This window comes from uncultured Roseobacter sp., from assembly GCF_947493125.1.
Classification (GTDB): Bacteria; Pseudomonadota; Alphaproteobacteria; order Rhodobacterales; family Rhodobacteraceae; genus Roseobacter.
Genome location: NZ_CANLQB010000008.1, coordinates 200,376 through 216,966, shown reverse-complemented (window position 1 = coordinate 216,966; position 16,591 = coordinate 200,376). Strand labels below are relative to the sequence as shown.

At 64.4% G+C, this 16,591-nt stretch carries 17 protein-coding genes; 11 read left to right on the top strand and 6 right to left on the bottom strand.

Annotated features, from left to right (window positions below; translation table 11 throughout):
- Nucleotides 1–55: 55 nt before the first annotated feature.
- Genes Q1A71_RS18280 through coxB form a run of 5 tightly spaced genes read right to left on the bottom strand, consistent with a single transcriptional unit; the run spans nt 56 to nt 3,530 of the window.
- On the bottom strand, nt 56–877 hold the full coding sequence (locus Q1A71_RS18280; RefSeq protein ID WP_299679742.1) for a cytochrome c oxidase subunit 3: 822 nt from the start codon (nt 875–877) through the stop codon (nt 56–58).
- A gap of 25 nt (nt 878–902) precedes the next feature.
- Nucleotides 903–1,487, bottom strand: a complete 585-nt coding sequence (locus tag Q1A71_RS18275) for a cytochrome c oxidase assembly protein (RefSeq protein WP_299679740.1) — start codon at nt 1,485–1,487, stop codon at nt 903–905.
- A complete protein-coding gene (locus Q1A71_RS18270; protein WP_299679736.1) occupies nt 1,487–1,651 on the bottom strand; it encodes a cytochrome C oxidase assembly protein in 165 nt (54 codons plus the stop codon). The genes Q1A71_RS18275 and Q1A71_RS18270 overlap by 1 nt, the downstream gene beginning before the upstream one ends.
- Nucleotides 1,652–1,654: 3 nt before the next feature.
- Nucleotides 1,655–2,593, bottom strand: a complete 939-nt coding sequence (cyoE, locus tag Q1A71_RS18265) for a heme o synthase (RefSeq protein WP_299679732.1) — start codon at nt 2,591–2,593, stop codon at nt 1,655–1,657.
- A 55-nt stretch (nt 2,594–2,648) separates the two neighbouring features.
- Nucleotides 2,649–3,530: a cytochrome c oxidase subunit II gene (coxB, locus tag Q1A71_RS18260; RefSeq protein ID WP_299679729.1), complete on the bottom strand. Its 882-nt coding sequence runs from the start codon at nt 3,528–3,530 to the stop codon at nt 2,649–2,651.
- 178 nt (nt 3,531–3,708) lie between these two features.
- Between coxB and tldD the strand changes: the two genes are divergently transcribed.
- The 7 genes from tldD (at nt 3,709) to Q1A71_RS18225 (ending at nt 12,009) form a co-directional block, all read left to right on the top strand.
- The gene (gene tldD / locus Q1A71_RS18255; protein ID WP_299679726.1) at nt 3,709–5,130 is read left to right on the top strand and encodes a metalloprotease TldD; all 1,422 of its coding nucleotides are present in this window, start codon (nt 3,709–3,711) and stop codon (nt 5,128–5,130) included.
- A gap of 106 nt (nt 5,131–5,236) precedes the next feature.
- Nucleotides 5,237–6,385, top strand: coding sequence for a DNA-processing protein DprA (gene dprA, locus Q1A71_RS18250; RefSeq protein ID WP_299679723.1), 1,149 nt, complete (start codon nt 5,237–5,239; stop codon nt 6,383–6,385).
- Nucleotides 6,386–6,587: 202 nt separating this feature from the next.
- The gene (gene topA / locus Q1A71_RS18245) at nt 6,588–9,170 is read left to right on the top strand and encodes a type I DNA topoisomerase (RefSeq protein WP_299679720.1); all 2,583 of its coding nucleotides are present in this window, start codon (nt 6,588–6,590) and stop codon (nt 9,168–9,170) included.
- 173 nt (nt 9,171–9,343) lie between these two features.
- Nucleotides 9,344–10,057, top strand: a complete 714-nt coding sequence (locus Q1A71_RS18240) for a CoA transferase subunit A (protein WP_299679717.1) — start codon at nt 9,344–9,346, stop codon at nt 10,055–10,057.
- A gap of 10 nt (nt 10,058–10,067) precedes the next feature.
- Complete coding sequence (locus Q1A71_RS18235; protein ID WP_299679714.1) at nt 10,068–11,096, top strand: PAS domain-containing protein; 1,029 nt, start codon at nt 10,068–10,070, stop codon at nt 11,094–11,096.
- A gap of 9 nt (nt 11,097–11,105) precedes the next feature.
- Entirely contained in the window at nt 11,106–11,729 is a 624-nt protein-coding gene (locus tag Q1A71_RS18230; RefSeq protein ID WP_299679711.1) for a CoA transferase subunit B, read from the top strand.
- A complete protein-coding gene (locus Q1A71_RS18225) occupies nt 11,722–12,009 on the top strand; it encodes a GNAT family N-acetyltransferase (protein WP_299679708.1) in 288 nt (95 codons plus the stop codon). The genes Q1A71_RS18230 and Q1A71_RS18225 overlap by 8 nt, the downstream gene beginning before the upstream one ends.
- A gap of 142 nt (nt 12,010–12,151) precedes the next feature.
- On the opposite strand, the gene Q1A71_RS18220 is transcribed toward Q1A71_RS18225, so the two are convergent.
- Nucleotides 12,152–12,970: a lytic transglycosylase domain-containing protein gene (locus Q1A71_RS18220; protein WP_299679705.1), complete on the bottom strand. Its 819-nt coding sequence runs from the start codon at nt 12,968–12,970 to the stop codon at nt 12,152–12,154.
- 355 nt (nt 12,971–13,325) lie between these two features.
- On the opposite strand from Q1A71_RS18220, the gene Q1A71_RS18215 reads away from it, so the two are divergent.
- The 4 genes from Q1A71_RS18215 (at nt 13,326) to Q1A71_RS18200 (ending at nt 16,587) form a co-directional block, all read left to right on the top strand.
- Nucleotides 13,326–13,562: a hypothetical protein gene (locus Q1A71_RS18215; protein WP_299679702.1), complete on the top strand. Its 237-nt coding sequence runs from the start codon at nt 13,326–13,328 to the stop codon at nt 13,560–13,562.
- Between the two features lie 111 nt (nt 13,563–13,673).
- Nucleotides 13,674–13,874 carry a hypothetical protein gene (locus tag Q1A71_RS18210; RefSeq protein WP_299679699.1) on the top strand — a complete coding sequence of 67 codons (201 nt, stop codon included), beginning with the start codon at nt 13,674–13,676 and terminating at the stop codon, nt 13,872–13,874.
- 243 nt (nt 13,875–14,117) lie between these two features.
- Nucleotides 14,118–14,966 carry a Flp pilus assembly protein CpaB gene (gene cpaB / locus Q1A71_RS18205; protein ID WP_299679696.1) on the top strand — a complete coding sequence of 283 codons (849 nt, stop codon included), beginning with the start codon at nt 14,118–14,120 and terminating at the stop codon, nt 14,964–14,966.
- A 193-nt stretch (nt 14,967–15,159) separates the two neighbouring features.
- Nucleotides 15,160–16,587: a type II and III secretion system protein family protein gene (locus Q1A71_RS18200; RefSeq protein ID WP_299679693.1), complete on the top strand. Its 1,428-nt coding sequence runs from the start codon at nt 15,160–15,162 to the stop codon at nt 16,585–16,587.
- Nucleotides 16,588–16,591 lie beyond the last annotated feature (4 nt).

Here is a 16,591-nt window from a genome sequence, read left to right as displayed (position 1 = left end):
CAAAATGAAAAGCGCGCGGAATCCGCGCGCTTTGCTCTTTTCTTGGTGCAGGCGCCTAGTGCGCGCTGGGCATCTGCCCCACACCCCAGATGTAGACGGCAAAGAACAGGAACAGCCAGACCACATCGACGAAGTGCCAGTACCAGGCTGCCGCCTCGAAGCCGATGTGCTTCTCAGCCGTGAAATGCCCCTTCATCGCCCGGAACCAGCAGACCGCGAGGAAGATGGTCCCGATGATCACATGGGCGCCGTGAAAGCCGGTCGCCATGAAGAAGTTGGAGAAGAACTTGTCGCCCCCGAACTCCCAGCCCTGATAGAGCAGATAGGAGTACTCGTAGCCCTGAAGAACGGTGAAGGCGACGCCCAGAACCACGGCGATCCCGAGGCCATTGATCACATCCTTGCGCGGCCCGCCATGCACCAGCGCATGGTGCGCCCATGTGACGGCACAGCCCGACAGCAGCAGCACCAGCGTGTTGATCAGCGGCAGGTGGAAGGCATCCACATGGTAGATCTCGGGCTGCACATATTCGGTGCCCGCGTATTCGCTCATCGGATAGATGGCGTGCTTGAAGAAGCTCCAGAACCAGGCCGCGAAGAACATCACCTCCGACATGATGAAGAGGATGAAGCCATAGCGGAGGCCGATCCGCACCACCGGAGTGTGATCGCCCACGCGGCTCTCAGCGACCACCTCGGCCCACCAGCCGAACATGACGTAGAGCACACCGACAAAGCCGATCCAGAACATCCAGGGTGTGACGTTCTGCATCCAGAGGACAGCGCCGAAGAGCATGATGAAGCCCGCGAGCGCACCCAGAAGCGGCCAGATCGAGGGGTTCAGAATATGATAGTCGTGGTTCTTTTCATGGGCCATGGCGTCGTCCCTTGCCTTATGGTGGTCAGTTCAGACTTGTGTCTGAGGATTGGTCAGTCTGCTCCAGCGAGGCGTACCCCTCTGGCAGCTCGATTTCGTAGAAAGTGTAGGAGAGCGTGATGGTGTGGATGAACTTGCCGTCACGGTCGTCCACGATCTCCGGGTCCACATAGAAGGTCACCGGCATCTGCACCCGCTCTCCGGGCTGCAACACCTGCTCTTCAAAGCAGAAACACTGGATCTTGTTGAAGAAGCCACCCGCCTGATAGGGCGTCACGTTGTAACTCGCCGAGCCTGCGATGGGCCGGTCTGTCGGGTTGTAGGCTTCATAGAAGGCGAGGCCTGTCTCGCCGATGCGCACCTCCATCTCGCGCTCTACCGGCGTGAACTCCCAGGCCATATTGCTGTGCAGCGAGCCGTCGAAGCGCACGGTGATCGTCTGGTCGAGCACGTCATCCGGTGCGACCTCTGACACACCAGTCACGCCGCCGAATCCCGTCACCCGGCAGAACCAGTCGTAGAAGGGGACCGAGGCCCAGGCGAGGCCGCCCATGACGACGACCAGGCTCACAGTCTGGGCAACGGTCTTCGCGGGTCCGGTCAGGGCCATTACTGGGACAGCTCCTCTGCTTTGGGCAGTTCGAAATCTCCACTGGTCACCTTGGCCACGGTCAGGGCCAGGACCAGAACGACAAAGCCGCCGAGCAGCAGGCCGACGCCCACATTGCGGCCCCTGCGGCGGGTGTGCAGTTCATGCTCGGGGCGGAACGTCATGGCTTACCAGCCTCCCAGGCCAAAGGGGCGCATCATCGCTTCGATCAGGATCGCACCAAAGTGGGCAAAAAGATACCACAACGACAGGCGGAACACCTTTTTCTCAACCGCATATCCGTCGGCCTCGGCCTGCACCTCATCCCGGCACCAGATCTCCACCGCGCCCTTCAGGAAGAGCGCGTTGAAGATCACGGCAACGGCCAAGTAGAGAGGTCCGCCGACGGCGCTGAGGCCAGTGCCCACGGCAAGCAGCGCGAGCAGACCCGTATAGCCAAGAATGTGCAGGCGGGTGACCTTGCGCCCATGCGTCACCGTCAGCATCGGCACATCCGCATCGTTGTAGTCGGACTTCATGAAGAGCGCCAGCGCCCAGAAGTGCGGCGGGGTCCACATGAAGATCAGCGCGAACATAAGCCAGGCCTCGAGGGACGCGCTGCCCGTGGCGACAACCCAGCCGATCACGGGCGGGAAGGCTCCGGCAGCCCCGCCGATCACGATGTTCTGCGGTGTCGCGCGTTTAAGCCACATCGAATAGATCACGGCGTAAAAGAAGATCGTGAAGGCCAGCAAGGCGGCGGCCAGCAAGTTGGCGGCCAGCCCCAGCATCATCACCGAGAGACCCGACAGCGCGATGCCCAGCGACAGCGCCTCGCCCGCGGGCACCCGGCCCGACGGGATAGGCCGCTTCGCCGTGCGCTGCATCACCCCGTCGATATCCGCATCCCACCACATGTTCAGCGCCCCCGAGGCGCCGGCGCCAATGGCGATGAAGAGGATGGAGCAGAAGGCCACCACGGGGTTCACCGCCACCGGCGCCGCCAGCAGGCCGACGAGCGCGGTGAAGACCACGAGCGACATGACGCGAGGCTTCATGAGGGCGAAGTAATCGCCCAGCTGCGTGTCGTAGTCCTGTGGTGTGCTTGTGTAGCTAGCGTCCGCCATTCATGCGCCCTGCGTGCTGTGAGGGAAGGGGCGGCCTGAAAGCCCGCCCAACCTGTCAGTTCGAAGCGATCACACGGGTCCTCGGGGTACCCGCGTATTCTTCCCGGGCCTCTTCCAGCCACGTGGCATAGGCCTCTTCCGACACGACCTTGACCGTGATCGGCATATAGGCGTGGTTCAGGCCGCAGAGCTCCGAGCACTGACCGAAGTAGACGCCTTCCTGCTCGGCCTTGAACCACAGCTCGGCCAGACGACCGGGCACCGCGTCCTGCTTCACGCCGAAGGCCGGAATGGTCCAGGCGTGGATCACGTCACCGCCCGTCACCTGCATGACGATGGTCTTGCCCACGGGGATTACCACGGAGGTGTCTGTCGCCAGCAGGAATTCCTCTTCCGAAAAGCCCGCCTCTTCCAGCTGCGCAATCACCTCGGGTGATTTCTGGTTTGTGCCCCCCGTGGCGGGCGCGCCGATCATGTAGCTGGAGAACTCAAAGCCCTCGTCCACATATTCATAATCCCAATACCACTGATACCCGGTCACCTTGATGGTGATGTCCGCCTCCGGGATTTCCTGCTGCTTGAACAGCACCGGCAGCGAAAACGCCCCGATGAACACCAGGATCACGATCGGCACTACCGTCCAGGCGACCTCCACCGGCGTGTGGTGTGTGAAGGTGGCCGACTCCGGGTTGCGCTTGGCGTTGTAGCGGATCGCCACCCAGGCGATCAGCCCGGTCACGAAGAGGGTGATCGCCGTGATGATCACGAGAATCATGCCGTCGAGCCACTGCAGGTCGCGCGCCAGCTCCGTCGCGGCGGGCTGGAACCCCATCTTGCCGTCGACCGGCGCCCCGATAATCTCGAGCGTATCCTGTGCCTGCGCCGTGGTCGCGGCAAGCCCCGCCAGCAAACCTGAGAGAGTGAAGAAACGTGTCATGTGTCGTCCTGATCTTGGGATCATGTGGTGTCTTGCCTGTGCGGGAAAGGTCTGCGCACCAGACCGCACATTGTAATCTGCGCTCTTACAATCATATTCTGACGACGAGATAAAGAGTTCAGCTTGCGTCATAGAGACGCTGACACCACTTTTCACCGCGCTCTGGAGGAATTGCCCCATGTCCGATGCCGCCTTCCGGCCTTTCACCGACACGCTGGACCGGGACGCCGCCCTGCGCATCCTGCGCGAGGCGACCGCCGGCGCCGATGATGGCGAGCTCTTTCTCGAGCGCCGCCGCTCCGAGGCGCTGGTCTTCGATGACGGGCGGCTCAAGACCGCGAGCTACGACGCCTCCGAGGGCTTCGGGCTGCGCGCGGTCTGCCGCGAGGTCGCAGGTTATGCCCATTCCACCGAACTGTCCGAAGCCGCGCTCAAGCGGGCTGCCGAGACCGCTCGCCTCGCCGTGGGCGAAGGCGGCGGGACGCTGGCCGACGCGCCACACCCAACCAACACGCGGCTTTACACCGATGACGATCCCATTGCGGGCGCGGCCTTCCCGGTGAAGGTCGAGACCCTGCGCGCCATGGATGCCTACGCCCGCGACCTGGACAAACGCGTCGTTCAGGTCTCGGCGACCATCGCCGCCAGCCTGCAGGAGGTTGAAATCCTGCGTCCCGACGGGCAGACCTTCCGCGACGTGCGTCCGATGACCCGCGTCAATGTCTCGGTGATCGTCGAACAGGACGGGCGCCGCGAGTCGGGGGGCGTCGGGGGCGGCGGGCGGATCGGCCTCGACGGCATGCTCGACCCCGCGGACTGGCAGGCCAAGATCCGCGAAGCGCTGCGCATCGCCACCGTGAACCTCGAGGCCGTGCCCGCACCCGCGGGCGTGATGGACGTGGTGCTCGGCCCCGGCTGGCCGGGCATCCTGCTGCACGAAGCCATCGGGCATGGGCTCGAAGGGGATTTCAACCGCAAGGGCTCCTCGGCCTTCGCCGGGCTCATGGGGCAGCGCATCGCCAGCCCCGGCGTGACCGTGCTCGACGACGGCACCATCCCCGACCGGCGCGGCTCCATCACCATCGACGACGAGGGCACCGCCTCGGGCAAGAACACCCTGATCGAGGATGGCATCCTCGTGGGCTTCATGCAGGACCGACAGAACGCCCGGCTGATGGGGGTTCCGGCCACCGGCAACGGGCGGCGTGAAAGCTATGCCCACGCCCCCATGCCGCGCATGACCAACACCTACATGCTCGGCGGAGACAGCGACCCGGGCGACATCCTGGCCGATCTCAAGGATGGCATCTACGCCGTGGGCTTTGGTGGCGGGCAGGTCGATATCACCAACGGCAAGTTCGTCTTTTCCTGCACCGAGGCCTACCGCGTCGAGAACGGCAAGGTCGGCGCGCCGGTCAAGGGGGCCACGCTGATCGGCGATGGCGCCACCGCGCTCAAGCACATCCGGGCCATCGGAAACGACATGGCGCTCGACCCCGGCATGGGCAATTGCGGCAAGAACGGCCAGTGGGTTCCGGTCGGCGTGGGCCAGCCTACGTTGATGATCGGGGGGCTGACAGTGGGGGGTTCGGCGTCCTGATCCGGGCGCGCCTCCCCATAAATAGCGATACGATTTGACGGGGTTTGTTCACCGGTTGTTAACCATCTCCCCTTAATTCTGATTCCTGTAAGAGACGGAGACGCGGATGACTGAAAAGGACCACAATCCTTCTTCCACTCACCCCCCACTCCCACCCACCTCGGAAGACGAACAGTTTTCTCGCCTCCGTCTTTTACGATCCCGCCGGGTTGGCTTAACGACGTATAAACGACTGCTGACTGAACACGGCACGGCGCAGAACGCGCTGGCCGCGCTACCTGAGGTAGCGCGCGCCGCCGGCGTCGAGAACTATGAAATCTGCCCCGAAGGCGTCGTGATGGCGGAACTCAAGGCGGCCCGCGCCGCAGGCGCCCGCCTGATCTTGCAGGGCACCGCCGCCTACCCCGACCTTCTGGACGAGCTCGAGGATGCGCCGCCCTTCCTGTGGGCCATCGGCGCGCCCGAGCTGTTGCAGCGCCCGATGATCTCTCTGGTGGGCGCGCGCAACGCCTCCTCGCTGGGCACGCGCATGGCCAAGGCGCTGGCGCGCGATCTGGGCGCCGAGGGCTATATCATCGTCTCCGGTCTCGCCCGCGGCATCGATACGGCTGTGCATGAGGCCTCCCTGCCCACCGGCACGATCGCGGTGCAGGCGGGCGGCGTCGATGTGATCTACCCCGCCGAGAACGCCGATCTCGCGCACCGGATTGCCGACACCGGCCTGCGCCTCTCCGAACAGCCCATGGGCCTGCAGCCCACGGCGCGCCACTTTCCCAGCCGCAACCGCATCATTTCCGGGCTCAGCCGCGCCACCGTGGTTGTCGAGGCTGCGACCAAGTCCGGCAGCCTGATCACCGCCCGCGATGCGCTCGACCAGGGCCGCGAGGTGCTTGCCGTGCCCGGCCACCCCTTCGACGCACGCGCCGCCGGCTGCAACCAGCTGATCCGCGAGGGCGCCACGCTCATCCGCTCGGCCGCCGATGTGCTCGAGGCGCTCACGCCGCTCAGCGGCGACGCGCCTGAGCTGCCCCTGGAACCAGCGGTCAAGCCTGCGCCCAAGACCAACAAGACGCTGCGCGAGATCGCCGCATTGCACCGCCAGATCCTGTCGCGTCTGAGCCCCGCGCCCGTGGCCGAAGACCAGCTGATCCGCGATCTGGCCGTCGCGCCCGCGGATGTGGCCCCCGCCCTGCTCGATCTGGAAATGGATGGCAAGATCACCCGGCGCTCGGGTGGATTGCTGTCCCGCGCCTGAGCCCCGCCGCCCATGCCGGGCCCGCCTTCGGCACCCGCCCGCACCGCGCACGACCGCCCCGCCCCGGACACCCTCGCGCCCACGCGCTGAGCGGGGCCTGTTTTTTCCCACCAGATGCGCGCGCAGATTGACAAACCCGCTTGCACACCACATCTGCCTTAGCCATAGACGTGAAGATTTTTACCCAGAGGTGCCCGAGTACATGCCAGTCGTTGTTGTTGAGTCGCCGGCTAAAGCCAAGACAATTAACGCTTATCTGGGTGACAACTACACCGTTCTGGCCTCCTATGGCCATGTCCGCGACCTGCCGCCCAAGGACGGCTCCGTCGACCCCGAGAACGAGTTCGACATGCTCTGGGAGGTCGCCAGCGACAGCAAAAAACACGTCAAGGCCATCGCCGATGCGCTGAAGGACGACAACGCGCTGATCCTCGCCACCGACCCCGACCGCGAGGGCGAGGCGATCTCCTGGCACCTGCAGGAAGCGCTGACCAAGCGGAAGTCGATCAAGAAGGACACGCCCGTCTCCCGGGTCGTGTTCAACCAGATCACCAAGAAGGCCGTGACCGAGGCGATGGAAAACCCCCGCCAGGTCGACATGCCGCTGGTGGAGGCCTATCTCGCCCGCCGCGCGCTCGATTATCTGGTGGGGTTCAACCTGTCGCCGGTGCTCTGGCGCAAGCTGCCTGGTGCCAAATCCGCAGGCCGCGTGCAATCCGTCACCCTGCGGCTCATCGTCGAGCGCGAGATGGAGATCGAGGCCTTCCGCAACCGCGAATACTGGTCGGTGAAGGCACTGCTCGCGACACCACGCGGGCAGGAATTCGAGGCGCGGCTCACGGTGCTCGCCGGCAAGAAGCTCGACAAATTCGACATCGAAAATCAGACCCAGGCCGAAATGGCGGTGCAGGCGATCACCAGCCGCGATCTCACCGTGCAGTCGGTCGAGGCCAAGCCCGCCAACCGCAACCCCGCCGCGCCCTTCATGACCTCGACGCTGCAGCAGGAGGCCAGCCGCAAATTCGGCATGGGCGCGCGGCAGACGATGTCGACGGCCCAGCGCCTCTACGAGGCGGGCTACATCACCTATATGCGGACCGATGGCATCGACATGGCGCCCGAAGCCGTGCAGGCCGCGCGCGACGCGATCACGACGCTCTACGGGGCAGAGTACGTGCCCGACAAACCGCGCATGTACAAGAACAAGGCCAAGAACGCGCAGGAGGCCCACGAGTGTGTGCGCCCCACCGACATGATGACCAAGGCGGAGGACCTGAAAACCTCCGACGCCGACCAGCGCAGGCTCTATGATCTGATCTGGAAGCGCACGCTGGCTTGCCAGATGGAAGCCGCCCGGATGGAGCGCACCACCGTCGATGTGGGCAGCGCCGATGGCCAGGTGCAACTGCGTGCTACCGGCCAGGTGGTGCTCTTCGACGGCTTCCTGCGGGTCTACGAGGAAGGCCGCGACGATGTGGTGGACGAGGACGACAAGCGCCTGCCCCAGATCGACGAGGGCGACACAATGGACAAGCGCTCCGTGAACCCGGAGCAGCACTTCACCCAGCCGCCGCCCCGCTATACCGAGGCCACGCTGGTCAAGAAGATGGAAGAGCTCGGCATCGGCCGCCCCTCCACCTATGCCTCCATCGTGACCACGATCCAGGACCGTGAATATGTCCGCAAGGACAAGAATCGCCTGATCCCGGAAGACAAGGGCCGCCTCGTCACCGCGTTTCTGGAAAACTACTTCCGCAAATACGTGGGCTACGGCTTCACTGCCGAGCTGGAGAACGAGCTCGACGATGTGAGCGCGGGCGATGCCGAATATAAAGAGGTGCTGCGGCGCTTCTGGCGCGATTTCTCCGCCGCCATCGCCGAGACGGCGGATCTGCGCATCACCGAGGTGCTGGAGAAGATCAACGAGGTGCTGGAGCCGCATCTCTTCCCGCCCACCGAGGACGGCACCGACCCGCGGCTCTGCCCCAACTGCGGCGCGGGGCGGCTCTCCATGCGCACCGCGCGCTCCGGCGGCGCCTTCATCGGCTGCTCAAACTACCCCGAGTGTCGCTACACACGCGCATTCGGCCCTCCGGGCGAGGAGGACGACAGCGGCATCCCCCCCGAAGGCAAGCTTCTGGGCGAGGACGCGGGCGACAAGATCTACGTGCACAAAGGCCGCTTTGGGCCTTACGTCCAGCGCGGCGAAGTCACCGAGGACAACAAGAAGCCGCCGCGCCAGTCGATCCCCAAGGACTGGCCCCCCGAAAACGTCGATCTGGAGCAGGCGGTGATGCTGCTCTCCCTGCCCCGCGAAATCGGGCCGCACCCCGAAGATGGCGTCATGGTCTGGGCCAATATCGGGCGGTATGGTCCTTATATCAAACACGCGGCCTCCACCTCCGAACGCGGCGGCACCAACGCCAACCTGGAAAGCATCGACGAAGTTTGGACGGTGGGTATGAACCGCGCCGTGCAGCTTCTGGCCGAAAAGGTCGCCAGCCGCGGCGGACGCGGTGCGCCCGCCAAGACATTGCGCGAGCTGGGCGAGCACCCGGATCAGGGCGGCCCCATCGCGATCATGGAGGGCAAATACGGCCCTTACGTGAAGTGGGACAAGATCAACGCGACCTTGCCCAAGGGCACCGAACCCGACGACGTGACGCTCGAAGCGGCCACGCAGCTGATCGAGGAAAAGGCCGCGAAAAAAGGCAAGGGGCGGCGCAAGGCGCCCGCCAAGAAAAAGGCCCCTGCCAAGAAGGCCGCGGCGGCCAAGAAATCGTGACAGCGCAACGCGCTGCGTGAAATCCATCCGCACGCACCGGCACAGGCCCAAACCGGTTTGACCAATGTCAAACTGTGTCTATACTCGCGCGGAAAATCAGGTGGAATCTGTAGTCCGACCGCCACGCGGCCTGCAAAAGCCTCCGGACAATCTGCCCGGACCAAGGGAGCGACATGACCAAGATTTACGACACGGCGTCCTCGGCGCTGGATGGTGTGCTGCGAGACGGCATGCTGATCGCGGCAGGCGGGTTTGGCCTCTGCGGCATCCCTGAACTGCTGTTGCAGGCGATCAAGGACGCCGGCACCAAGGATCTCACCTTCGCTTCCAACAATGCGGGCGTTGACGACTTTGGCATTGGCATCCTGTTGCAGACCAAGCAGGTCAAGAAGATGATCTCCTCCTATGTGGGGGAAAACGCCGAATTCATGCGCCAGTATCTCTCCGGCGAGCTGGAGCTGGAGTTCAACCCGCAGGGCACGCTGGCTGAGCGCATGCGCGCGGGCGGCTGCGGGATCCCCGGCTTTTATACCAAGACAGGCGTCGGCACGGTGATCGCCGAGGGCAAGGAGCACAAGGAGTTTCCCACGGGACCGGACGGCGCCGAGGAGACCTATATCCTCGAACGCGGCATCTTCGCGGATCTTTCCATCGTGAAGGCCTGGAAGGCGGATCCCTCGGGCAACCTTGTGTTCCGCAAAACCGCGCGCAACTTCAACCCGCCGGCGGCGATGTGCGGAAAGGTGTGCGTGGCCGAGGTCGAAGAAATCGTGCCGCTGGGCACGCTCGACCCGGATGCGATCCATCTTCCGGGCATCTATGTGCACCGGATCGTCCAGGGCGCACATGAAAAACGCATCGAACAAAGGACCACGCGCGCAGCGTAGAGTGACGACGATGGCAGCAGACACCGTTGATAAAGATCTGGTCGAGGACCTGGCGTTTGAGGGCTTCAGCCGCACGCAGGTGTCGATGGTGGTCACCAACCCGCACTTGGAAGACAACCCGATCGTCTATGTGAACCACGCCTTCACCCGGCAGACCGGCTTTGCCCGCAGCGCCGCCATCGGGCGCAACTGCCGCTTCCTGCAGGGCGAGGAGACGGACAAGGCAGCGGTCGATCTCATTCGCCGCGGGATCGAGGCCCGCGAATCCGTCAGCACCGACATTCTGAACTACCGCGCCAATGGCGAGCCCTTCCTCAACCGCCTCGTGATCGCGCCGATCTGCGATGACGCGGGCGAGGTGCAGTATTTTGTCGGCGTGCAGAAGGAGCTGCGCCAAGAAGAGCGCGGCAGCGCGCCCGAGAAGATCAACGCGCAACTGACCGAGATCCAGGACCGGGTCGAGACCGATATGTCGATGATCATCGGCATGATCCGGCACCAGTCGAACTCCACCTCGGTGCCCGCCGAATATGCCGCGCTCAGCCGCCGGATCGAGACGCTGCAGCTGCTCTACGAAGAGATGAAGCTCTCCGATCAGCACTCCAACCGCGACCATATCCAGATGGCGAGCTACCTGTCGCGGCTCTGCTGCGCCATCGGCCATGTCTATGGCCGCTCCGGCATTCGCCTCAACATGCAGATCGATCCGCTGGAAGTGCCCATCGAGACGGCCAGCCGCGTCGGCCTCGTGGTCTCGGAAGTGCTGACCAACGCCTTCATGCACGCCTTCGAGCGGATCGACACCGGGCTCGTCGAGGTGCGCATGTCGCAGCTCAGCGCCGGCGGGCTGCGCGTCACCGTCTCCGACGACGGCGTCGGCATCCCGCAGACCATGTCCTGGCCCAACCCCTCCACCGTCGGCGGCCGCATCGTGAACGGCCTGATCGAGGGGCTGGAGGGCACGCTGCAGCTTGGCCGGGGTGCTGCGGGCAGTTTTGTCACCATCGATGTGCCTGCGGGCGCTTCCATCACAGAATAGGATCACCTGATGCCTTGGGACCGCAATCAAATGGCCGCCCGCGCGGCCGAGGAACTGGAAGACGGCATGTATGTCAATCTCGGCATCGGCATCCCGACGCTGGTGGCGAACTACGTGGGCGACAAGGACATCACCCTGCAGTCCGAAAACGGCATGCTCGGCATGGGCCCCTTCCCGCTGGAGGGTGAAGAGGACGCGGACCTGATCAACGCCGGCAAGCAGACCATCACCGAGCTGCGCCGCACCTCCTATTTCGACAGCGCCACCAGCTTCGGCATGATCCGCGGCGGCAAGATCGCCGCCGCCATCCTCGGTGCCATGGAAGTGGCCGAGAACGGCGATCTCGCCAACTGGATGATCCCCGGCAAGCTCGTCAAGGGCATGGGCGGGGCGATGGACCTCGTCGCCGGCGTCGGGCGCGTCATCGTTGTCATGGACCACACCAACAAGCACGGCGAGTCGAAGCTGCTGAAAGACTGCACCCTGCCGCTCACCGGCAAGGGTGTGGTCGACCGGATCATCACCAACCTCGGCGTGCTCGACGTGGTCGAGGGCGGGCTGAAGATCGTCGAGACCGCCGAGGGCGTGACGGAAGAGGAACTGCGCGCCGCCACCGAGGCGACACTTGTCTGATCCGATCACCCGCGTCGTCGAGGGCGCCAAGGGCCGCTATGTGCTGGTCCGCGACGGGCATGAGGCGGATCTGACTTATTCCATCCTCTCGCCGCAAACGGTGATTGCCGATCACACCGCCGTGCCCGAGGCGCTGCGCGGCACCGGCGCAGGGGAAGCGCTGGTGATCCGGCTGGTCGAGGATGCGCGCGCCGAGGGGTTCAAGATCGTCCCGCTCTGTCCCTTCGTGAACGCCCAGCGGCGCAAGCACCCGGACTGGGCGGACGTGTTCAACGTCTGAGAGGCCCGCAGGCACCCACACCCCGTGCGAGACCGGACAGTCAGCGCCCTCACCCCCCATCGAAGGGGGGTCGGGCGCGGCCCGGCGAAAACCGCCGGGCGGTCCGGCTCAGAGGCAAGTGCCCGGCATTCGTCCCGACGCGCTACTTCAGCACCGCAAAGACGCAGCCATCGGTGATCAGTTCCGGCGGCGTCAGGCACAGGCCCCGCGCCACCTGGAAGGCGGCCAGCACCTTGGGCACATAGTCCCGGGTCTCGGCGAAGGGGGGCACCCCGTCATGGGTCCGCACCGACCCCTCGCCCGCATTGTATCCCGCCAGCACCAGCACCGGATCACCTCCGAACTCGCGCATCAGCCAGTCGAGATATTTCACCCCGCCTGCAATGTTCTCCGCAGCGGCAAAACTGTCGGTCACACCGAACCGGGCCGCCGTGGCCGGCATCAGCTGCATCAGACCCTGCGCCCCCACCCGGCTCACCGCCTCGACCTCGCCGGCCGATTCCACCGAGATCACCGCCAGAACCAGCGCCGGCGACACCTGTGTGCCCACCGTCGATGCGAGGATGTGCCGCCCATTGGCCTGGGCGATGCTCTGCATATGCTGCAGCCGCGGCGCCGCGATCTGCCCGGAGCCGGTGATCACATCCATGATCGCGTCCAGCCGCCCCGGCTGCACGTCGAAGATCGAGGGCGACACCTTGTCCCAGAACCAGCTGTACTGCCCGACGGGCCGAGCCGGGGCGGGCGCATCGCTCTGCGGATCCGGTGCCACAGGCTCCGGCACCGCCAGCGCCGCCTTCTGCGCGTCGGGGTCGATCTGCACGGTGATCCGCTTCTGGCCCAGCTGCGGCACGCCGATGCGCTTGGCCTCGAAGACGGGAAAGGGCCGCGGCGTATCCGCCGTCACACCCGGCACCGAGAGCGCCGTGGCCAGAACCACGCTCAGGAGAAGCCTGCACATCTGAACTGCTCGCATTTTTTGCGTTCTTATGGGCTCAGCATTGCAGAGAACGCCCGCCCAGACCAGTGACTCCGCGACAAGAGCACGGCGATTTTGCCACATTCAGGGGTCTCTTTAATGAAATGTAAACAGGGGAAGGTTTTCTTTTCATTTGAAATCAGTGCTTTGTGATTTTTCCAGCGGTTTTCGCCGCCGAATCCGCAAAAGTCACATTTGCCGCCAAAATCATGCCCCAATCCCTTGGCTATATGGCTCCATACCAAGTCGGACGAGCCTGTTGCGAGAGTGAGAGAGAAGGCTCGGAGGACGGCAAGGTTAGCAAATGCAATCGAGTGATCCTTTGGAGGGACATGCAATGATGAACTTTATCAAGAACTTCCGCAAAGACGAAGACGGTGCCGTTACGGTTGACTGGGTCGTGCTGACCGCAGCCGTTGTGGGCCTGGCCATCGCGGCCTACGGCTCCATCCAGAACGGTGCAACCACCCTGACCAACAACACATCGTCCTTCCTGGGCGTGCAGGAAGTCGGCAACATCGGCGGCGCAGGTGGCGGCGAAGAAGAGCCGGTGGATCCTGCTCCTGGCGGGTAAGCACTCAGGCACGACAGTCTGAACTCAAATATGGGGGCCGCTTCATTCGCGTGAACGCGGCCCTTCTTTTACCCGGACCCCTGACAGGTTCCCAAATTGAAAGCACGTCGCATGTTGAAAGCGTTTCAGAATTTCAAAGAAGACGAGGCCGGGGCTGTAACTGTAGACTGGGTGGTCTTGACCGCCGCAGTGGTTGGATTGGCAACCTTGCTGGTTATTCAATTGCAGGCCGGCTCATCCGGTCTGACGGCGGAAACCGACAGTTTCCTCGGCTCCCAGGTCGTTGGAGAGATCGGTCTGCCCTCAGAGTAACCCTGCGCAACGCACTGTACTCGAAGCCGCTCCCCTTGACTGGGGGCGGCTTTTTCCATCCGCGCGAGAGGCCGCCCGGGCCGATTGGCCACAGCCCGACCATTTCGCGCGATTGTTGCGCAATCCGGTTGAAAACCACCGCGCCGACACCGCCTGACCGCGAAATCGCCACAATCACGGGCGATCTTGGTCTCCAAACACTCCGTTTGCGGACGGTGCCATCGAGACACGAGGTGTGAGATTATGCGAATGATATTCGGATTGGTGCTTCTGGCTGGCGTCGCCCTTGCAGGCGGCGCGGTCTATATGGCCAAAAACTACATCGGCGCCTATCAGGCCGAGCTGGCCCGCGCCCAGCAGAACCAGCAACAGGTGGTTCCGACCCAGACGGTCTATGTGGCCACGCGCAGCCTGAAGTACGGCGAGACACTGGCCAAGGAGGACGTGCGCGCCGTCGCCTGGCCTCAGACCTCCCTGCCCCAGGGCACGTTCAACACGCTCGAGGCGTTGTTCCCCGAAGACACCGACGAGCCGCGGCGCATCGTCCGCCCGATGGAAGTGGACGAGCCGGTGATGGCCGTGAAGGTCACCAAGCCCGGCGAGGACATCGGCCTGACCACGCGGCTCGAGAAGGGCATGCGCGCCTTCGCCCTCCGCGTTGACGTGGCCAGCGGCGTCTCCGGCTTCCTGCGCCCGGGCGACCGGGTGGATGTCTACTGGACCGGCCGGGTCGAGACCGCCAACGGGAGCGAGGATGTCACACAGCTGATCGACACCTCCATCCAGCTGATCGCGGTCGACCAGAACGACGAGACCCTCTCTGGCGCGCGCATCGCCCGCACGGTGACCGTCGCGGTGCGCCCCGAACAGGTGGCCGCGCTCGCCCAGGCCCAGTCGACAGGCACGCTGTCGCTCGCGCTTGTGGGGATCGGCGATGACACCGAACTGAGCGAAATCCAGGTGGATCAGGTCTCCCTGCTCGGCCTCAAACAGGCGGCCCCGAAGCCAAAGGTGCAAAAACAGCGCGAATGCAGCATCCGCACACGCCGCGGGGCCGAGGTCGTGGCAATCCCGATCCCCTGCACAAACTGAAGCAAAACCAACAGATTACAGCAGGCGTCGCGTCCCCGCGGCGCCTGTCTTTTTTGCGCCTGTTGCCATTTATCCACATAAAGGCCAGTGCAGAACCCCTTGATTCTTGCAAAAAAATCAAAACCGACGCACAGTACAATTTATGCGGGCATTAAGACCCGGAACCGAGGCGTGATCAAAAAGGGCAGGTCACATGCACATGAATGGATTCTTGAAAGCGGCCCTTCTGGGGCTGACGGTCAGCCTGTCGCCACTGGCGCTCACCGCGCCGATCTCCGCACAGGCCGACACGCTCCGCGTGGTCACCAAGGGCACCAACCGGACGCTGGCCATCCCGATGAACCGCGCGGTGGTGGTGGAAAGCGAAATCCCCTTCGCCGAACTCAGCATCGCGAACCCCGGCATCGCGGATATCTCCTCGCTGTCGGACCGCAGCATCTACGTGCTGGGCAAGACCCCCGGCATGACGACGCTGACGCTGCTCGATGCGGCGGGGCAGCTGATCACCAACGTCGAGGTGCGCGTCGCGCCCGACGTCACCGAGTTCAAGGAACGGCTGGGCCAGATCCTGCCGGGTGAAAACATCGAGGTGCGCACCGCCAATGACGGCATCGTGCTCTCGGGCACGGTCTCCAGCAGCCAGCGGCTGCAAAAGGCGCTGGATCTCGCCGCGCGCTACGCGCCCGACCGCGTCTCCAACCTGATGAGCGTGGGCGGCATCCAGCAGGTGATGCTCAAGGTGCGCTTCGCCGAGATGAACCGCACCGTCTCCAAATCGCTCAGCTCCTCGCTTGCCATCGGCGGCTCCGATGCGGCACTCGGCACCGGGCTTGCCACGACCAACCCCAACAACACCAACCTGCGCGGCGGCGGCTCACTGCCCAACGTCACCGATGCCGCCGGTGTCGCCAGCGTCGGCTTCAGCCTCGGCTCGGTCCAGATCGGCCTGCTGCTCGAAGCGCTGGAAACCAAGGGGGCCGTGCGCACGCTCGCCGAACCCAACCTCGTCGCCCTCTCCGGGCAAGAGGCCAACTTCCTCGCCGGTGGCGAGTACCCGGTGCCGATCGCACAGGACAACGACACCATCAGCGTCGATTTCAAGCCCTTCGGCGTGGAGCTGAACTTCGTGCCACGCGTGGTCGACAACGACCTGATCAACCTGCAGCTCTCCGCGGCGGTCTCCGCCATCGACCCGGCCAACGGGATCAGCCTCGGCGGCGGCTTCGAACTCGATGCCTTCACCCGCCGCGAAACCTCCACGACGGTCGAAATGCGGGACGGCGAGAGCTTTGCCATCGCCGGACTGCTGCAGGATGATTTCACCGACCAGGCCTCACAGCTGCCCTGGATCGGCGATATCCCCGTGCTCGGCGCGCTCTTCCGCAGCGCCGAATACCAGCGCAGCCAGACCGAGCTGGTGATCATCATCACCGCGCATCTGGTCAGCCCGACCCGCGGCGAAGCGCTGGCCCTGCCGACGGATCGGGTGAAACCGCCCACCGAGCAGGACCTGTTCCTCTTCGGTCGGACCGCCCGTTCGGGCGGCGCCCCCGCCAGCGGAGCGCTGGGCGAGGTGGCCAAACAGGACTTCAGCGGCTCTTACGGCTATGTGATGGAGTGAGACG

Excerpts from the sequence above, each read along its gene's own strand:
- Q1A71_RS18280 (WP_299679742.1), bottom strand. The coding sequence starts at position 877 with ATGGCCCATGAAAAGAACCACGACTATCATATTCTGAACCCCTCGATC.
- Q1A71_RS18275 (WP_299679740.1), bottom strand. The coding sequence starts at position 1,487 with ATGGCCCTGACCGGACCCGCGAAGACCGTTGCCCAGACTGTGAGCCTG.
- Q1A71_RS18270 (WP_299679736.1), bottom strand. The coding sequence starts at position 1,651 with ATGACGTTCCGCCCCGAGCATGAACTGCACACCCGCCGCAGGGGCCGC.
- cyoE (WP_299679732.1), bottom strand. The coding sequence starts at position 2,593 with ATGGCGGACGCTAGCTACACAAGCACACCACAGGACTACGACACGCAG.
- coxB (WP_299679729.1), bottom strand. The coding sequence starts at position 3,530 with ATGACACGTTTCTTCACTCTCTCAGGTTTGCTGGCGGGGCTTGCCGCG.
- tldD (WP_299679726.1), top strand. The coding sequence starts at position 3,709 with ATGTCCGATGCCGCCTTCCGGCCTTTCACCGACACGCTGGACCGGGAC.
- dprA (WP_299679723.1), top strand. The coding sequence starts at position 5,237 with ATGACTGAAAAGGACCACAATCCTTCTTCCACTCACCCCCCACTCCCA.
- topA (WP_299679720.1), top strand. The coding sequence starts at position 6,588 with ATGCCAGTCGTTGTTGTTGAGTCGCCGGCTAAAGCCAAGACAATTAAC.
- Q1A71_RS18240 (WP_299679717.1), top strand. The coding sequence starts at position 9,344 with ATGACCAAGATTTACGACACGGCGTCCTCGGCGCTGGATGGTGTGCTG.
- Q1A71_RS18235 (WP_299679714.1), top strand. The coding sequence starts at position 10,068 with ATGGCAGCAGACACCGTTGATAAAGATCTGGTCGAGGACCTGGCGTTT.
- Q1A71_RS18230 (WP_299679711.1), top strand. The coding sequence starts at position 11,106 with ATGCCTTGGGACCGCAATCAAATGGCCGCCCGCGCGGCCGAGGAACTG.
- Q1A71_RS18220 (WP_299679705.1), bottom strand. The coding sequence starts at position 12,970 with ATGTGCAGGCTTCTCCTGAGCGTGGTTCTGGCCACGGCGCTCTCGGTG.
- Q1A71_RS18215 (WP_299679702.1), top strand. The coding sequence starts at position 13,326 with ATGATGAACTTTATCAAGAACTTCCGCAAAGACGAAGACGGTGCCGTT.
- Q1A71_RS18210 (WP_299679699.1), top strand. The coding sequence starts at position 13,674 with ATGTTGAAAGCGTTTCAGAATTTCAAAGAAGACGAGGCCGGGGCTGTA.
- cpaB (WP_299679696.1), top strand. The coding sequence starts at position 14,118 with ATGCGAATGATATTCGGATTGGTGCTTCTGGCTGGCGTCGCCCTTGCA.
- Q1A71_RS18200 (WP_299679693.1), top strand. The coding sequence starts at position 15,160 with ATGCACATGAATGGATTCTTGAAAGCGGCCCTTCTGGGGCTGACGGTC.